This window comes from Arcicella rosea (assembly GCF_014204325.1).
GTDB lineage: Bacteria > Bacteroidota > Bacteroidia > Cytophagales > Spirosomataceae > Arcicella > Arcicella rosea_A.
The window spans coordinates 43,196-62,508 of the sequence record NZ_JACHKT010000016.1; the positions used below are offsets into that span (position 1 = coordinate 43,196).

10 protein-coding genes are annotated in these 19,313 nt (G+C 34.5%); 7 read left to right on the forward strand and 3 right to left on the reverse strand.

Annotation, left to right across the window (positions count from 1 at the left end):
- Positions 1-1,189 precede the first annotated feature (1,189 nt).
- Positions 1,190-2,596 carry a replication initiation protein gene (locus HNP25_RS11795; protein ID WP_184134373.1) on the forward strand — a complete coding sequence of 469 codons (1,407 nt, stop codon included), beginning with the start codon at positions 1,190-1,192 and terminating at the stop codon, positions 2,594-2,596.
- A 106-nt stretch (positions 2,597-2,702) separates the two neighbouring features.
- On the opposite strand, the gene HNP25_RS11800 is transcribed toward HNP25_RS11795, so the two are convergent.
- From HNP25_RS11800 to HNP25_RS11810, 3 genes are all read right to left on the reverse strand, one after another.
- Positions 2,703-3,569, reverse strand: coding sequence for a ParB N-terminal domain-containing protein (locus tag HNP25_RS11800; RefSeq protein WP_184134374.1), 867 nt, complete (start codon positions 3,567-3,569; stop codon positions 2,703-2,705).
- A 1-nt stretch (position 3,570) separates the two neighbouring features.
- Complete coding sequence (locus HNP25_RS11805) at positions 3,571-4,515, reverse strand: ParA family protein (RefSeq protein ID WP_184134375.1); 945 nt, start codon at positions 4,513-4,515, stop codon at positions 3,571-3,573.
- Positions 4,516-4,849: 334 nt separating this feature from the next.
- Positions 4,850-5,719 carry an AraC family transcriptional regulator gene (locus tag HNP25_RS11810; protein WP_184134376.1) on the reverse strand — a complete coding sequence of 290 codons (870 nt, stop codon included), beginning with the start codon at positions 5,717-5,719 and terminating at the stop codon, positions 4,850-4,852.
- Between the two features lie 454 nt (positions 5,720-6,173).
- Here HNP25_RS11810 and HNP25_RS11815 point away from each other — a divergent pair, with 454 nt between their 5' ends.
- From HNP25_RS11815 to HNP25_RS11840, 6 genes are all read left to right on the forward strand, one after another.
- Entirely contained in the window at positions 6,174-6,866 is a 693-nt protein-coding gene (locus HNP25_RS11815) for a DUF3826 domain-containing protein (RefSeq protein ID WP_184134377.1), read from the forward strand.
- A gap of 275 nt (positions 6,867-7,141) precedes the next feature.
- Complete coding sequence (locus HNP25_RS11820) at positions 7,142-10,414, forward strand: SusC/RagA family TonB-linked outer membrane protein (protein WP_184134378.1); 3,273 nt, start codon at positions 7,142-7,144, stop codon at positions 10,412-10,414.
- 77 nt (positions 10,415-10,491) lie between these two features.
- Positions 10,492-12,336, forward strand: coding sequence for a RagB/SusD family nutrient uptake outer membrane protein (locus HNP25_RS11825; protein ID WP_184134379.1), 1,845 nt, complete (start codon positions 10,492-10,494; stop codon positions 12,334-12,336).
- A gap of 319 nt (positions 12,337-12,655) precedes the next feature.
- Positions 12,656-14,296: a pectate lyase family protein gene (locus tag HNP25_RS11830; RefSeq protein WP_229202845.1), complete on the forward strand. Its 1,641-nt coding sequence runs from the start codon at positions 12,656-12,658 to the stop codon at positions 14,294-14,296.
- Positions 14,297-14,737: 441 nt separating this feature from the next.
- Positions 14,738-17,911: a DUF6298 domain-containing protein gene (locus HNP25_RS11835; RefSeq protein ID WP_229202846.1), complete on the forward strand. Its 3,174-nt coding sequence runs from the start codon at positions 14,738-14,740 to the stop codon at positions 17,909-17,911.
- Positions 17,908-19,305 (forward strand): glycoside hydrolase family 140 protein, encoded by a 1,398-nt coding sequence (locus HNP25_RS11840; RefSeq protein WP_184134381.1) that lies wholly within the window; start codon positions 17,908-17,910, stop codon positions 19,303-19,305. The genes HNP25_RS11835 and HNP25_RS11840 overlap by 4 nt, the downstream gene beginning before the upstream one ends.
- The last annotated feature ends 8 nt before the right edge of the window (positions 19,306-19,313 follow it).

A 19,313-nucleotide genomic window follows, 5' to 3' on the forward strand; every position in this document is an offset into this window, starting at 1 on the left:
AAACTTTGGGCATATCAATACATTCAAAATATTATCAGTTAAAATGTTACACTATCAAATTTCTTTGTATTGGAAAATCTGTATTTTAAAACGACTTTTATGGGCTGGGAATAAAGGATTCACAAAACATCTAAAAACGACCTTTATGGGGTAAAATTTATAGATTGAATAAAAAATAAGATTGAAAAACATTTACTAAAAACGACTTTTATGGGCTGAATCCCAATAGAATTAACAGTTGATACTTTCAATTAAATATTATTTGATTTGACTTCTCCAAAAACGACTTTTATGGGCTAAAAATAATGAGTCTATTTTTTGAATCGAGACTATTGATGAAGATAAATTAATAGTAAAACGACTTTTATGGGCTAAGTTATAATTACGAAACAAAATATCACATAAAGATTCTAATTAATCAAAAACGACTTTTATGGGGTTACTTCATTCCTATTTAACTCGCTTATTTTGAATATTAAAAGAAACCTAGGTTAACTTTTTCTAAAAACCATCCTAATACCTATAGAACAATGGAATAAAACAACGAGGCACAGAAAAACGACTTTTATGGGGTTAAAAAAGTTTCAGTATTCAGATTAGGAGTAAATTAAAAACGACTTTTATGGGCTTCATACTCCTATATCTTTACAAATTACTCATTGCTAACTAAGGTTTATACAAATATGAAGTAATTAAATACAAAAAGATAAAACGACCTTTATGGGCTTATGTTTAAGCCTTTAATTACTAGAATTCAAAGGCAGTCGTTTTATTTTATCACGATTTCTACACAAATATTAAATAAGTATACAATCATTTATATTATTTGTTGTATTTATTATTCTTTATTTCTTTTTGTCTTTCAGCCTTCATAAGTGCTTGATTTGCAAATCAATGCGGTGCCAAAAAACGACCTTTATAGGGTGTGACGACGACTTTTATGGGCTATAATGACGACCTTTATGGGGTGTTAAAACGACTCCTATGGGTTGTATAAACGACCTTTATGGGGTTTATCACGACTTTTATGGGGTCATAAAAACGACTCCTATGGGGTTCGTTAAACGACCTTACTTTTTTTGTCGTCGTTTTATTTTGTTTTTACTAATTTATCTGCTTTTTTTGTAAAACGACTCTTCATTAATACAAGTCGTACTTTCTATTTTTCATCTCAACAGTTGGTAAGCGAATGAGTAACGAGAAAAACGATAAAAGAGATAAAGCAATAAACGCAATTTCGAAAGATCCATATAGAATTATCAAAGGTAATCCTATTATCAATGCAAAATTTGATATTTCGGCGATTCAGATGAAAATCTTCTTGCACATGATTGCTAGTATCGACCAAGCAAAAGATTCGATTCCTATCATTAAAATAACGGTGAAGGATTTTCAGCGACTTACTGGCATTAATAGTAACAACATTTATGCTCACGTAGAAAAAGAAGCAATGAAAATGAGAGAGAAAAGAATTTTTTTCTCAAACAATAAAATCACTTTTGATGCTAACCTTATCAGTGCATTTGTTTACTACAAAGATGAAGGATATTTCACCTTAGAAATTCCACAGGCACTCCACCCCTTTCTGTTACAAATTAAAGAGAATTTTACTGTATTGGATATTCGTAATATTTTAAGGCTCGACAGCGTTTATGCCATGCGTTTTTACGAATTCTGTAAAGAATATGAACGTTTCGGGAAATTTAGATTTGATGTAGATGAATTGAAAGCAACTTTGGGTTTATCAGCGAGATACAAAAATTACTTCGATTTTAAGAAGAAAGTAATTGAACAAGCCAAGAAAGAACTCTCGCTCAATGCTGAAATCTACTTTGAATATCAAGAAATTAAAAATGGGAAGAAAGTAGAAAGTATTGAATTTCATATTAAAAAAAATGTAATTATTAATGATGATGTTCAAACCATCTCAATAATTAAAAATACTGATTTTGAAGAAAGCTCAGAAAGTACAACAGATTTAACATCAACAGTCAATCAAATTTTTTCAAAAGTAAAAGATTATGAAATTACCTTGAAAACGGTAGAAAATTGGTTGAAAGAATTTCCTGAAGAACAAATCATACTTGGAATAGATTATGTATTGAATGAAGTAAAAACAGGAAAGAAAATTACTAACGTTGGTGGTTACTTGAATCAGATGGTTAGGAATCCGATTTTGTTTGAAAAGAGTTCACAAGTAAAAAGTGAAGTGTTAAAGAAAAAACAGCAGAGTAAAGAAGAACAAAAGAAGAAAGATGATGTTAAAAAATTAGAAGCAAAAAGAGAAGAATTGAAAGTAGCGTTTTCAAATGCAAAAAGAGAAGTAGCGTTGAAGATTTTAGTATCAAATCCAGAATTGTATTTATTGGTCTTGAATAAATTGCAAGGAAGTTTACTGGGACAAATGAATTATAATAGCTATATGAATTTCTGTAATAAAAGTGTTTCAAATGAATCTTTCATTCAATACTTCACTGATGATGCGTCTTTTTTTGCTGGAGTAATGAATGCGATGACATCGGAGTTTCCAGATATAATGGCTGTAAAAACGCAATTTGAAAAAACAGCTAATCGTCTAGGAATACAATTAATTTAGTCTTAAAATTATTGTCAAATAAAAAAACCAAAGTGACACGCTGTCACTTTGGTTTTTTTATTTGGTTTGTTGCTGGACAAAACCAAAGTGACAGCGTGTCACTTTGCTATAATATTTCTAACAATTGATGAATTCTACTAAGCATTGATTCACAATCGTATTTACTTAAATTTCCTTTGGCAATTTCTCTAATCTCACTTTGTAATTTAATTACTTGATTGCTTTGCGGGTCTTCTGAAGTAGTAGAATAAACTTGACTGTTTTTTGATAGTTCGTTGGTGATTTGTTCAATACTTTCTAATGGTTCAGATGTTTCTAATTTTGAAATAGCATTGATTGTCGCTTTTGGTAGTTTTTGTTTCCCTGTCAGGATTTCTTGTTTTAAACTAGTCGATAATTTATTCAAACCAGAAGCAAATTCTCCGTCTCTTTTAATGGTTCTGCTACTTACTCCATATTCTGTTCCTAAAGCAATAGATACATCTTGCTGACCTTCTGTTGAGAATTTGTCGCCACCACGCATTGATTTTTGTTGAAGATAGCGTAAGCCTCTTAAATAAGAAGCTTGTTCAGGAGATAAATTTCTACGCCCTAATTGAAAATCAATCATGTAGTCTTTTACTTCATCTAAAGAAGTAAATTTCAACAGATTGATGCGATAGTCTAAACGATTCTTTTTACAAATATCATAACGGTTATGTCCGTCGATTAACACATATACTGGTGTATTGCTGTCGTCAATTTGAGCAATCGCTGCGGTAGTTTCCCAAATAGATAATGGGTCTTTTACGCCGTGTTTAAGAATGTTGAGTTCTAATTGGTGTAATTCGTCGCCAGTAAGCGGTGGAATTAAATCACGGAGTTGGTCAAGTATTACAATTTGACTTTTTATATTTTCTTCAGACGATAAAAGAGAGGGGCGAAGATCGCTAGTTTTCTCTTTCATGATATTCATAAAATCTTTCTTTGCCATATTAAAGAACCATTATTTCAGTTGCTAAATTGTGATATTGTTGCCAAGAAGAAGATTTTGGAGCATAAGTAAACAAATCTTCTTTCGCTACTTGCGACTGCTTTATCACAGTTGAGCCTTCAATAATCGTATTATAAATATTAAAACTCTTAAATTTTTCTTCGATGTGCGTCATCATACTTTTATGGACACTTTGGTTTTTATGAACCATCGTAAACACAATTCCTTTTACTGTTAAAGTTGGATTAATATAAGCACGCACTTCTGCAATTCTATTAAACAGACTTTCTACGCCATGATAAGCACTCGCTTCGGGCTGAATCGGTACTACACAATAATTTGAAGCTACCAATGAACAAGTAGTACAAATTCCCAAACTTGGCGGACAGTCAATTAATATATAATCAAACATTTCTTTTACTTCATCAAGTTTTAGCGAAAGTCTTCTGTCTGCACCAATTGCATTTGCCAATTCAGATTCTTTGTAAGCCATTCTGATGTCAGAAGGAGCCAAGAACATACTATCTGTAAGAGGAATAATTGGTAATTCAGTATTACCCAACAATGAATCAATTACTTGATTTTGTGGTTCATGCACACCAAAACATTGTGATAAGTTTCCTTGAGAATCCATATCTACCATCAAAACTTTATTACCTAATAAGCTCAGTGCTTTTCCAACATTGATAGTTGTAGTCGTTTTTCCAACGCCACCTTTATGGTTTACGATAGAAATAACGACAGCTTTATCAAACATATTTTCAGAATATCCGTACTGTCTGAGGGCTTCGTCGATGGCAGGTAAATGTTTGGTTGGAATATCTTTTTGTTCTGCTAATGCTTTATGTAAAGTTTTGGAAGGAATCCCAGCTTCTTTTTCAATTTGAGTCAAGTTAAGAGCCTGCTTTGAGCGTAAAAACTTAACAACCTTTTCTTGTGTAATCATTTTTTAGGAGGGATAAAATTTTATCTTTTGTAAATGTAAAAATAACTTTTTTTATCCAAAAGCATTTTGACGAAAACTTACTCGAAAAAGCCAAAAGATTTTTTTTCAAATGAGAAAACCAAGAGTAGGAGGGGGGAGAAAGAGTAAAAAGAAAGGCAAAACGAATTTTATTCGCTTTGCAGGAGAAAAATATTCTACAGAAATCCTAAAAAAAAATTCTGTAGAAGTCTCAAGCCATTGAGTTAAAATTATTTAATGTCTAAGTATTTGAAAATTAGCAATATAGATGATTTTTATTGATTTTTTTAGACTGCTTTCAGAAATGAAAAATTACTTATTGTGTCAGATATTTTCTTTTATATTCTAAAGGAGTGATGCCTGTTACTTTTTTGAAGTGTCGATAAAAATTTGAAACATTATTGAAACCACAATCAAAACAGATTACTTCAGTTGGCAGTTTGTCTTCCACCAAAGCTCTACAAGCATGGCTAATTCTAATTTCAATCAGGAAATCATAATAGGTTTTTTTTGTCATCAATTTAAAATATCGACAAAACGAAGTAACGCTAAGATTACTGATGGCAGAAATTTCTTCTAAAGTAATATCCTTTTTATAATTAGAAAGCGTATAAGTACAAACCTTGTTCAAGCGAATTGTATCAGATTCATTAGATTGATAAAAACTATGGTCGGTAGCAATCGTTGTGTATTCATCTGTTTCAGCAAGAATATTTAAAATAGATAAAAGTAAAATGATTCTTTCTAAATTACTTGCCTTAGTTACTTCTTGCATAAGTTTTGCTACTTTTTCACGAGCTTCACCATTGATAACCATCCCAGATTTTGCCTTTTCATACAATTTTGGAATCATGTAAGCCTCAGGCAAAGTCAATAAGTATTTTCCTAGGCAATCTGGCAAAAAATGAATCACAATTGCTTCTACAACAAGGTCAGGATTATTTTCAAAATATTCTTCTTTACAACGCCAAGTGTGTGGTAAGTTTTCACCCATCAAAATGATTTCTCCATAAGAAAAGTTGCTGATATTATCTCCGATAAAGCGAACACCTTCTCCCTTAATGATATAGTGTAATTCTAATTCTGGATGATAATGCCAGATGGTATCAAAATTAGGTCTTATATCATGGCGAATACTGAAAGAACTTTCGGGCTTTACTGGTACTTTATGAAAAAGTGGCTTCATTTCTACTATATTTTTTATTTAAAATAAATTTTCTGATAAAGATTTGTACTATAGTAATGACTTATAAAACAAATGTAAATTCCATCAAATTATACTATGAAGTGCCAAATGTAACGATTCTTAGTTTAATTATGACAATATCATATACTAAGTTGGTAAAAATTTATACTAAAATACATTTTTGATTGATGAAATTTGTATGCAAGTCAGATATAATCATACAAGAGAAAAAGATAAGATATTACAATCAATTTAGGTTTTGTTGGTTTTAGTAAATTTTCTCAGTAAAAGATAAAAGTAAGGAAACTTAAAAATATACTGATTGTATTTGGAGATAAACGAGTAAAAAGCTTTAAGAGTAGTATTACCTAGATAAAAGACCAAGTGCTATTAAGAATAGCGTATTGAAATGATAAAATAATACAATAAACAGCAAGCATTAACAAATATTATTATGGAAAAAGTAGCGAAAAAAGTATTGGTATTATTGATTTTGATGATTGTATCATCGAAAATGCTTTGGGCTCAGGATATTCAAACGAAAGAGCAAAAAGAAGCAAATTATACCAAAATGATTACAGACAGAGCGGCGAAAATTGTCACAACACTCGACATTAGCGATGCAGAAACAAGTATTAAAGTAAGAGATATTATTAGCAAACAGTATCGTGATTTAAGTGAAATCCATGATTTGAGAAAAGAAAAGCTAAAAATTGCTAAAGAAAAAGCGAAAGAAGATAAAGAGAAAAGTGAAGCCGAAGTAAAACAAGCGGAAGCTGAGGTTGAATTAGCAATGAATAAATTACATAAAAATTACTTAAAAAATCTATCGAAAGAACTATCTGAAGGTCAAGTAGAAAAAGTAAAAGACGGAATGACTTATGGTGTTTTACCGATCACTTATAAAGGCTATCAAGAAATGCTTCCAAATCTTAGTGAAGCACAAAAGACGCAGATATTAGCATACTTGACAGAAGCCCGTGAACATGCAATGGATGCAGAATCATCAGAGAAAAAACACGCTTGGTTCGGAAAGTACAAAGGTAAAATCAACAATTATTTGTCAGTAGCAGGGATTGATATGAAAAAAGCAGGCTTAGAATGGGAGCAAAGAATAGCCGCTGCCAAAGCTGCTAAACAAAACTAATTGTACCAAATAAAGCTAAAATATGCTTTATATTATCACAGAAAACAAATTGCATGATAATATTTTATAATATCTTGAAAAAATTATATACAAAATTGGGCTTTCGTTAAGCTAATTTTGGTTCGTGATATTTATACTTTATATAAGTATTTTTTTGTCATTTTTGAAATATAAATATTTTGAGAAAAAACCACATAAAATATAGTTTTAAATATCCCGCTTTTTAGTAACCATTGATTTAATCTCATTTTTAAATTTTAAGATACCAAGTAATTATGGAATTATTTTTACAAACCCAGCCCAATTTGGTAAAGAAGTCATTGCTGGCTTGCTCGCCAATTTTGGCTGTACTTTTGTTCTCAGGAACATCCTTTGCAACAAAGCATAAAGAGGTTACAGCCTCGAAACAGTCAATATCTGTCATCAAAAAAGCAAATACGCCTGTAAAAGGAGTTGTGAAAGATGCCTCAGGAGAAGCTGTAGCAGGAGTAAGTGTAAGAGTAAAAGGAGGAAAATTAGGAACTGTAACTGATGCAAAAGGTGCATTTAGTTTAGATCTTCCAAAAGGAAATGAAACGTTGATATTTACTTCCGTCGGTTTGAAAACACAGGAAGTTGCTGTGAATGGTCGTTCTGAAATAAATTTAATCATGGAAGACGACGTTTCTGCTTTAGATGAAGTAGTATTTGTAGGTTATGGACAACAGAAAAAAATTAATTTGACAGGTGCTGTAGCTACAATTGATATGAAAGCAATTGAAGATTTAGCCGTAGGTAGTTTATCGGCTGCTTTGGTGAGTCAGCAACCAGGAGTAGGTGTTTCTGGTGGTACTAGCCGCCCGGGAGATAATGCTTCCATTACCATTCGTAACCCGATTTTATTCTCTAAAGATGGTGGGTCTTTACGTCCTTTATATGTTATTGACAACGTAGTGCGTACAGAAGACGACTTTAACGTGATGGATGTTTCAGAAGTTGAAAATATTTCAATTCTAAAAGATGCGGCGGCAGCCATTTATGGGGCTAGAGGTGCTTATGGAGTTGTGGTTGTTACAACGAAAAGAGGAAAAACAGGAGCACCAAAATTCTCTTATAGTACTTCGTATGGTACTTCAGATGCTGAATTACCCAAAATGATGAATGGCTATGAGTTGGCTACTTATATTAATGATTATAACTTCAAGACAACAACTCCAAATATTCTTTATTCACAAGATGAACTTGATTACTTTAAAGCGAATAGTCAAGATTGGTTGAGCCAAGCTTGGAAATCATCTAGCGTAACTCGCCATGCTTTCAATGTAAGTGGCGGAACAGATAAGGCGACCTACTTTGCCGGGATTACTTATAATCAGCAAGATGGTAATTTTGAAAAAATAAATTTTGATAGATGGACTTTCCGTGCGAGTACAGATATAAAAGTATCCAATAATGTAAGAGTTGGTTTAGGTTTATCTGGAGATATATCCAAAAAAGACAGGTATTTATTAAAGCAAGGAGGCTCTGATAATGAGAAAGATTATAAATCATTGATTTATGCAGCACCATTTATTCCTGCTTATATCGATGGTTTACCTGTTAACATCACAGGCGGTGGTTCTACAAGTGAGAATTTTCATTTTTTTGAGGCTCAAAAATCTAATAATTACCTGTTAGCCAAAAATAATGGTTTGAACATCAATGCTTACATAGAATACGACGTTCCATTTTTGAAAGGTCTGAAAGCTAAAATGACTTACAACAGAACTTTCGAAAACAATTTTGGAAAAGAATTTGGTACACGATTTTTGCTCTATAATTTTAATATGCTCGGTGCAAATAAGCATATTTTTGGGGGCGGTGTTAGAGGTACTCCTACAAACATCAGTAACAGTAATAGAATTTTCTTTTCACCAAATTACTCAGATTCGTATCAGCTAAATGGTTACCTGAATTATGATAAAACTTTCGGTAAACATTCAATTTCAGCAATTGCTTTATTCGAACAATCTGAAACTTATTCAGACGGTATCACTTCATACCTTGATAACTTAGTTGATGGTGCTTTAGACAATGCAGGTTATGCCTTAGGAGGAACTGCATCAGGTGCAGGCGTTGGAGTAATCAATGAATCAGAATCAGAATCTGGTAGATTATCGTTTGCTGGTCGTTTGAATTATGCTTACGCAGGTAAGTATTTAGCTGAATTTGCTGTTCGTAGAGATGCTTCTACCAATTTTGCTCCTGAAAATCGTTGGGGAACTTTCCCTTCTTTATCTGTTGGTTGGGTTATTTCTGAAGAACCTTTCTTCAAAAATAATGTACGTTTTGTAGATTTTCTAAAGTTACGTTTGTCAGGAGGGTTAACAGGGATGGATAATACAAGAGCATACAACTGGTTGAAAAGCTATAACTTGATTCAGACAGGTAATGGTCCAGTATTTGGCGGTAATCTTGACCGTGCAGGTATTTTCCGCCTAAAAAATGCAATGCCAAACAGAGATGTAAGATGGGATAGTGATACAAAATTAAATGCTGGTATTGATGCAAATTTCTTACAGAATCGCCTTTCATTAGGGATTGATGCCTTCTATGACCACCGTTATAATATGCTTTTTACTTTAGTTTCTTCAGTACCTCTAACGGTTGGTGCAACATTGCCCTCGGAAAACTTTGCTACTGTAGATGGTTTTGGTACGGAGGTTTCGTTGGGATGGACAAGTAAAATTAATAAAGACTGGTCGTACAAAGTAAGAGGTTTCTTTGCTTGGAGTGATAATAAGCAAGTGAAGGTGGATTTAGATAAAGGTTTAACAGGAACGTATCTTGACCCTACGGGGAGATCTACAGATCAAGGCGTTTTGGCTTATAAATATCTTGGAATGTTAAGAACACAAGCCGATGTTGATGCACTTTTAGCCAAATATCCTAACTATACAATAGACGGAGTGAAACCACTTCCAGGAATGCTATATTATGAAGATTTTCGTGGTGCTAGAAATGCAACTCCAAACCCAGATGGTACCTACTCTTATGCTGAACCAGATGGTAAAATAGATATAAACGACCGTCAGTACCTGACAAATAAACAAGATAATCATTATGGTTTCGGAATGAATTTCTCTACTACCTACAAGCGTTTTTCATTATCATTTGCGATGGGTGGTTCTTTTGGCGGACAAAGTATGCTAGAATCTGGAGCAAGAGGTTGGGGTACTTCAGCACAAGTGAATGCTAAAACAAACTTACCTCAGCATTTAACAGACCACTGGACTCCAGAAAATCCGAACGCAAAATATCCAGCCCCAAATTATAGAGGACAAAATAATTTGGATTCAGATTTTTGGTTTGTTAGTTCATTCCAAATGTCTGTAAGAACATTGAATGTATCGTATGAACTACCTGCTAACTTACTTAAAAAATTGAATGTAAATGGTGCTAGAGTATATCTTACATCAACTAACCCATTGAATTTATATAACCCTTATACTTATAAACAGTATTCTGGAGCGTATGATGTGTATCCAACATTACGTTCATTCTCAGTAGGTTTAAACTTGAATCTATAATTAATTACCCATATTTTCTTATTCAGAAGGTAGTGAAATTCTACCAATGAAATTGAAAACTTAATTATTACAGAAAAATGAAAAAGAAATATATTTTATGGTCGGCACTTTGTTCTATGCTTGCTTTGGCAAGTTGTGAAAGTGTGTTAGATAAAACAGACTTAGGAGGAGCATCGCCTGATTTAATCTCTGGAGATTCGGTATTAGCCAATATTGCACTAAATTATGTGTATAACCAAAATTTACCTAGCTGGGGTGGAGTAACAGACGTAACTGGTTTGGGGGGTAGTGTCTATTCAGAAGAATCATTTAATCAGGGAAGTTCAGCGAATAAATACTTAGAAGGAACAATTACTGCAACAGACGTTACTGATTTTGGAACTTCTTTAAATGCAACCAATAATTATGGAAAAATACGAACCATCAATTCGTTTATTTATGATTTAGGATCTGATAAATTGATGGACAATGGTGCTAGAAACAGATTATTAGCTCAAGCATACTTTTTTAGAGCTTGGCGATATTTTGAATTAGTGAAATTGTATGGCGGTGTACCTTTGGTACTAACTCCACAAGATGCTGTTGGTGACGAAGCTCGTGAGGCAACTTTTATTCCTAGAAATACCACAACCCAATGTTATGCTCAGATGTCCGCAGATTTAGATACTGCCATCAAGTACTTGCCTTCGGTTTGGTCATTACCAAATACAAACTGGGGTAGAATTACCAAAGGAGCCGCAGCTGCTTTGAAGGGAAGAATATCAATGTATGCAGCTAGCCCACAATTTAACCCAAATGATGTTGCGGCAAAATGGCAGACAGCTTATGATGCCAATAAGCAAGCTTTTGATATTCTAACAGCAAGTGGGGCAAAACTTTTTGCTGATTATGGAAAAATGTGGTTTACAGAAGTAGGAAATACAGAAGCTGTTTTTATTACAGGCTTTAATAATTCACAAGGTGATCAGCAAAGAAGAAATAACGGTTGGGAAGCAAGTACTCGCCCAAGATATGCTACAGGTTCTGGTGGTGGTTCTAACATTCCTTCTTGGGATTTAGTAAAAGCATATCCAATGAAAGATGGAAAAAAACCAGGTGTTTCTTCTAAATATACTTATTCCGACCAATTATTTTACAAAGATCGTGATCCACGTTTTGAAAAAACAATTGCTTATAATGGTTGTACTTGGCCGATGACGAATGTTACGAATAATAGATTATGGACTTATATTCAATTAAATAATCAAAATAGATACATATCAGTAGAAAATGGTTCAGTAAATATCAGCAATACAGGTTTTTATTGTAGAAAAGCACTACAGACTTCTGATGTTGCTACTTCGCCAGTGGATGCTTCAAACACTATTTATTCAGGAACTGACTGGATGGAAATTCGTTTTGCAGAGGTATTATTAAACTTAGCTGAAGCTGCTACAGGAGTAGGAAGATTAGATGAAGCCTATACACAATTAAAAGCAGTTCGTGCGAGAGCTGGCATAGAAGCTGGTACGGACGGCCTTTATGGCTTAAAAGCAAATATGACTCGTGCTGAAATGTTTACGGCAATTCTTGACGAAAGACAAGTAGAGTTTGCTTTTGAGGGAAAACGTTTCTGGGATTTAAGACGTTGGAAATTGCTTGAGAAAACATTCAACGGAAGTAAAGGAACTAAGGTTGAGATTAGACTTAAAACGACTGGAGTCCCTGTAGATTTCGCAGCTACTCGTGATGGAATGAAGTTAGACGATGTTTATACAAACTATTTGACGGTTGTTTTAACGCCAAATGGCTTAATGTCAAGACCAGCAATTGCTTGGAAACCAGAGTATTATTTCTTCCCAATTCCAACAGGAGCATTGAATAATAATCCGTTGATTATCCAAAATAATACTTGGGGTGGTTCGTTTGACCCTTTACAATAAATTTGATTAAATCTTTTGATAATATATTATAATGAAGGCTTCATTTGAAGCCTTCATTTTTTGTTTTATTTATCCGGTTCTATCTTGCTTTTATCATTAAAGCTTAGTGTTATTTTGAGATAATATCCTATATAAAATTGAAAATTTTTTATATATCAATCTCAATAATTAGTACTAATTTTGGAAATAATATACTTTTTTAGCTAATTGTAATTATTGGTCTAGCAAAAGTTTTCATAAACGTAACATGCTTAGTTTTGATGGTCTAAAAAGTAGATTTTGGGCTGATAATCAAGACTAAATTTATTAACAATCATTCATGAAAAAGAAGTTTTTCTCAACGATACTCCGTGTAGTATTGGTTTTGCTAACAGTACAGCAATCGGTTGTGGCACAGTATCCACAGATTCCTGCTGCTATCCAAAAACAAAGTGACTCGTTGCTCAATGCAGCTAGATTACAGTCTGATATTGCTTGGCAACAAGCTTTGCCAATTATTCAAAAAGAGTCTCGTGAAGGTAAACCATATATTCCTTGGGCGGCTCGTCCTATAGATTTACCTCAGGCTAGTATTCCTGCTTTCCCAGGTGCAGAAGGTGGTGGAGCTTACTCTTTTGGCGGTCGTGGTGGTAAAGTATATGTGGTAACAAGTCTTGAAGATAATGGTGTTGGTTCATTGCGTGAAGCTTGTGAAAAAGGCGGAGCAAGAACAATTGTTTTCAATGTTTCAGGTATTATTCGTTTAAAAACGCCGCTAATTATTCGTGCTCCATATATTACAATTGCTGGTCAAACAGCACCGGGCGATGGAATCTGTGTAGCTGGCGAATCTGTTTGGATTAATACCCACGATGTCGTGATTCGTTTTATGCGTTTCAGAAGAGGCGAAACAGGAGTTGGTCGTCGTGATGATTCAATTGGAGGAAACCCAATTGGAAATATTATGATTGATCACGTATCGGCAAGTTGGGGCTTAGATGAAAATATGTCGATGTATCGCCACATGTATAATGATAGTACAGGAAAAATCGAAGATAAATTGCCGACTGTAAATATTACGATTCAAAACTCAATTTTCTCTGAAGCACTAGATACTTGGAATCACGCTTTCGGAAGTACTTTGGGCGGGGAAAACTGTACGTTCATGAGAAATCTTTGGGCAGATAATGCTGGGCGTAATCCATCAATCGGTTGGTTTGGAATTTTCAACTTTGTAAACAACGTGATGTTCAACTGGGTACACCGTTCTACTGATGGTGGAGATTACCGTGCAATGTACAATATTATCAATAACTACTATAAACCAGGTCCACTTACTCCAAAGGATTCTCCAATTGGTTATCGTATTTTGAAACCAGAAGCTGGAAGAAGTAAATTAGGATATTTAACGTTCGGTCGTGCTTACGTACATGGAAATATCATGGAAGGCAATGAACGTGTTACGAAAGATAACTGGGATGGCGGCGTACAGGTAGAAAATTTCCCGAACGCCGATAAATATGCGGCTGATATGAAGTGGAATCAACCATTGCCAATGCCAAAATTGACGATACTTCCAGCAACTCAAGCTCGTGATTATGTATTGGCAAATGCTGGTGCAATTTTACCCATCAGAGATGCTGTCGATACTCGTGTTATCGAGCAGGTTCGTACTGGTAAAATCACTTATAAAGAAGATGTAAAATTGCCAGAAACGCAATTTAAGCACCGTCGTTTACCGATTGATTCTTATAAAAATGGTATCATTACAGATATTAATCAAGTCGGAGGTTATCCAGTTTATAAAGGTGTTCCTTACAAAGATTCAGACAGCGATGGAATGCCAGATGCTTGGGAGTTGAAAAATGGATTGAACCCGAAAGATGCTTCTGATGCTGCAAAAGACAGAAACAAAGATGGTTACACCAATATCGAAGAGTATTTAAACAGCGTGGTTACTTTAAAAACAGTAAAGCCATAAAAGAGTATTCTGAAAAAGTAGGAGGGAGATTGTTCAAGCAGTCTCCCTTTTTATTTTATCATTATTCTATAAGAAATTAGCTAAAAATGGAAGTAATAATTTTGTGTTTTTAATACTGCTTATAACTTCTTTAAAGCGGGAATAAACTACTGATTTTCAGTATATATAGAAATATTTTAAGAAATTATAGGGAATAACACTTCAAAAATCCAGTTGATACACATCGCTTTTGACCTGATTTATAGGGTAGTTTTCTAAGAAAAGATTTGATAATATTGTATAATAGCTTGAGAAAATGATATAAATACATGAGATTGATTCTTTCTAATTTTGTATTGAAGTATAGAAATAGCAAAATAATAAATCAAATAAATTATATTCTTTGACGAACTTGTGCCTGTTCTTAGATAAAGAGCTAATTACAAGCGAATTTTAAATAGATTGATTGGTAGAAATTACCCAAGTAATATGACGGGTTTAACATATAAAATATATTTTATTATCACGGCTGTTTTATTGAACAGCTTTCAAATTTTTGCACAAAAGCCAAAAGTTGAAAAGCCGCTTCCGCCTGTTTATCTTGGTGCTAATTCAACACTTGCCTATACTCCCGATGCCCAAGGTAATCGTATTCCAGATTTTTCATATTGTGGTTATATGGCTGGCGAACAAGCCATTCCTACAGTTGACATTAAAGTAATTGTTGCTGCCAAAGCTGGTGATGCAACGCTTCGTATTCAATCCGCCATTGATTACGTCGCTACTTTGGTTCCCGATAAAGATGGTTTTCGGGGTGCAGTTTTGTTGGAAAAAGGAATTTTTGAAGTATCAGGCAGTTTAAAAATAAATACTTCAGGAATTGTTTTGCGTGGAAGTGGAGTCGGAGAGAAGGGAACAATAATTTTAGGAACAGGCGAAAGTCGTGAAAACTTGATTACGATTGCTGGGAAAAATGATAAGTTAAAAGAAACAGAAGATAAAATTATCAATCCATATATTCCTGTCAATTCAACTAAAGTAAAGGTTGAGTTTGCTAGTAAATATAAAATTGGAGATAAAGTAATTATTCATCGTCCTTCCACAAAAGAATGGATTGGAAAATTAGGTACAGACCATTTTGGCGGTGGAGTAACAGCTTTGGGTTGGAAGGCTGGTCAGCGAGATATTTTTTGGGATAGAACCATTGTTGCCATCGACGGAAATGAAATTACGTTAGACGTTCCTCTCACCACTGCTTTAGACGAAAATTATGGTGGCGGATTTATTTCAAAATATGCTTGGAATGGAAGAATAGCCCAATGTGGCGTTGAGAATCTTAGTTTAGAATCAACTTATGACATTGCAAATCCCAAAGATGAAGACCATCGTTGGGTGGCGATTGCCTTTGAAAATATTACGGATGCTTGGGTAAGACAAGTTACTTTCAAGCATTTTGCAAGTTCAGCAGTAAACGTGTTGGAAACGGCAAAAAGAATTACGGTAGAAGACTGCCAATCTTTAGCACCAATTTCAGAAATCGGTGGTCAGCGTCGTTTTACTTTCTTTACAACTGGTCAGCAAACACTTTTCCAAAGACTGTATTCCGAATTTGGCTATCATGATTTTGCGGTTGGTTTCTGTGCTGCCGGCCCAAATGCTTTTGTGCAATGTGAAGCACATTTACCTTTTAGCTTTAGTGGAACGATTGATAGTTGGGCTTCGGGAGTTTTGTTTGATATTGTCAATATCGACGGACAAGCTTTGAGTTACGCTAATCGTGGACAAGACGGACAAGGTGCAGGTTGGACGGCAGCGAATTCTGTTTTTTGGCAATGTTCAGCTTCAAGAGTTGACTGTTTTCAAGCACCAACAGCACAAAATTGGGCATTTGGTACTTGGTCACAATTTACTGGAAATGGTTATTGGGATATGTCAAACGAACATATCAATCCAAGAAGTTTATATTATGCACAGTTGAAAGACAGAATAGGTTTGAAATTAGCCAACAGAGCCATTTTATTTGCTGTTCCTTCAGAAGCATCAAGTAGCCCGAAGGTGGAAGTAGCAATGGCTTTGACGAAACAAGCAGAAAATCCAGTTCAAACATTGCAAGAATTTATTGCTCAAGCTGCGACTAGAGAAAGTATTCCCACCCAAGCCAATGTATCAACTATCGACCAAATCGGCATCAAAAAAGTTAATCCAATCAAAAAATCTGACATTTTACAGATTCAAAATGGTTGGTTAGTCCGTGGCAATCGTCTTGTTTCAGGCAGAAAACAAGAAGTACCTTGGTGGTCGGGAAGTGCCAGACCTTATGCTTTAGAAAATGCAAAAGCACATATTACACGTTTCGTTCCGAGACAAACTGGCAAAGGATTGACGGATAATTTGGAAAGTTTAACGGATTGGATGAAAGAAAATAACGTAACTGCCATCGACCATAATTATGGACTTTGGTATGAACGTCGCCGTGATGACCATGAACGAATCCGTAGAATTGATGGTGATGTTTGTCCACCATTTTATGAATTGCCTTTTGCTAGAAGTGGGAGAGAAACAGCTTATGATGGTTTAAGTAAGTACGATTTAACAAAATACAATAAATGGTATTGGAACAGACTAAAACAATTTGCCGATTTAGCTGACCAAAAAGGATTATTACTAATACACCAAAATTACTTCCAACATAATATTATTGAGGCTGGCGCACATTATGCCGATTTCCCGTGGCGACCAGCCAATAATATTAACAATACAGGTTTCCCCGAACCTGTACCTTATGCAGGCGATAAACGGATTTTTATGGCGGAACAATTTTATGATGTTTCGCATCCTGTTCGTCGAGAAATTCATAGAGCTTATATCCGTAAATGTCTTGAAAATTTCAAAGAAAATGATGGAGTAATTCAGCTTATCAGTGCTGAATACACAGGGCCATTACACTTTGTACAGTTCTGGATAGACGTTATCAAAGAATGGGAAAAAGAAACAGGAAAAAAAGTAATTGTTGGTTTAAGTACCACAAAAGATGTACAAGATGCGATTTTGGCGGATGCAGAAAGAGCTGCTGTAATTGATGTAATCGACATTCGTTATTGGCATTTTCAAGCAAATGGAATGACTTATGCACCTTTAGGCGGACAAAATTTAGCACCACGCCAACATGCAAGATTGTTGAATCCTAAAAAAAGCTCGTTTGAACAAGTATATCGTGCCGTGAATGAATACAAACAAAAATTTCCAGAGAAAGCTGTGATGTATTCTGCCGATAGTTTTGATGCAATGGGTTGGGCAGTTTTAATGGCAGGAGGTTCTCTACCTAATATTCCTGTCGTTCAAAATCCTCAATTTTTACAGGATGTAGCAACGATGAAACCTGTTGAATTGGCTGAAAAAACTATCAATCAATGGGCAATGGCTAATCCTGAAAAAGGCTATTTAATTTATAATGAAGGACAGAACGCTGTAAAACTTGATTTAACCCAGCAAAAAGCGACTTTCAAAGTAAATTATATCAATCCTAAAACTGGAGAAATTAGCAAACAAGAAGAGAAAGTAAAAGGCGGAAAAACGGTTCAACTAAATAATAAATCCTCTGAAACAACAGTCATTTGGCTTAGAAAAATATCATGAAACACTATTCTCTATATAAAATATTAAGTATTCTTTTTAGCTGTTTGATATTGCTTTCAGCTTGTCATTCTTCAAAACTAGCTGATTTAAAAGTATCAGAAAATGGAAGATTTATTGCCACAAAAGATGGAAAACCTTTCTTTTGGTTGGGTGATACAGGCTGGCTTTTATTCAATAAATTAACTCGTGAAGAAACCGAAACATATCTTGAAGACAGAAAACAAAAAGGTTTTAACGTAATTCAAGTAATGGTTTTACATACCACAGAAGCCGTAAACGCTTATGGAGATTCTGCTTTGGTGAACCGAGATGTAGCAAAACCAAAATTGACAAAAGGCAATAATTCTACGAATGAAGAGGAGTATGATTTTTGGGATCATGTAGATTTTGTCATCAAAAAAGCGGAAGAAAAAGGCATTTATATGGCATTGGTTCCTGTGTGGGGAGGAAATGTAAAAGCTGGTCATGTTTCACAAAAACAGGCTGAAATATATGCGTCTCTTTTAGCGAATCGCTACAAAAATCAATCAAATATTATTTGGCTAAATGGCGGAGATATAAAAGGAAGTGACTCGTTGGCTGTTTGGAAAAAGATTGGAAAAACCATCAATGATATTGATAAAAAGCATTTAATTACTTTCCACCCAAGAGGAAGAACGTCTTCTTCTGATTGGTTTCACAACGAAAATTGGTTGGATTTCAACATGGTTCAATCAGGACATAAATCGTATGAACAAGATACTTCTGCCAACGAGAAACGTCATTTTGGGGAAGATAATTGGAAGTTTATCAACGATGATTATCGCATGAATCCGATTAAGCCGACTATTGATGGTGAACCATCTTACGAAGGAATTCCACACGGTTTACATGATTCTCTAGCAACAAGATGGACGGCAGATGATGTCCGTCGATATGGATATTGGTCGGTTTTTGCAGGAGCATTTGGTTATACTTATGGGCAAAACGAAGTAATGCAAATGCACAAAGGTTATTCTAGCTCTACTTCTTTTGGCCCAAGAGAAAAATGGTCGGTTGGGATAAAAGCTTTAGGTTCAAGCCAGATGATTCATTTAAAAAATCTCATGCTTTCAAAACCATTTTTTGATTTTGTACCAGACCAAAGTTTAGTACTAGACCAAGGTTCAAGATATGATTACTTAGTGGCAACGAAAGCGAAAAGTACCGCTTTGATTTATACTTATACGGGTAGAAATTTTAAAGTAAATATGGAAAAAATAGCTGGAGAACAAGTAAAAGCTTCTTGGTATAGTCCAAGAGATGGGAAAACGCTTGAAATTGGTGTATTCGATAACAAAGGAGAACAGGCATTTAATCCGCCAGCTGAACCTAAAAATGGCAATGATTGGGTATTAATCTTGGATTCAAAATAGCCTGAAAA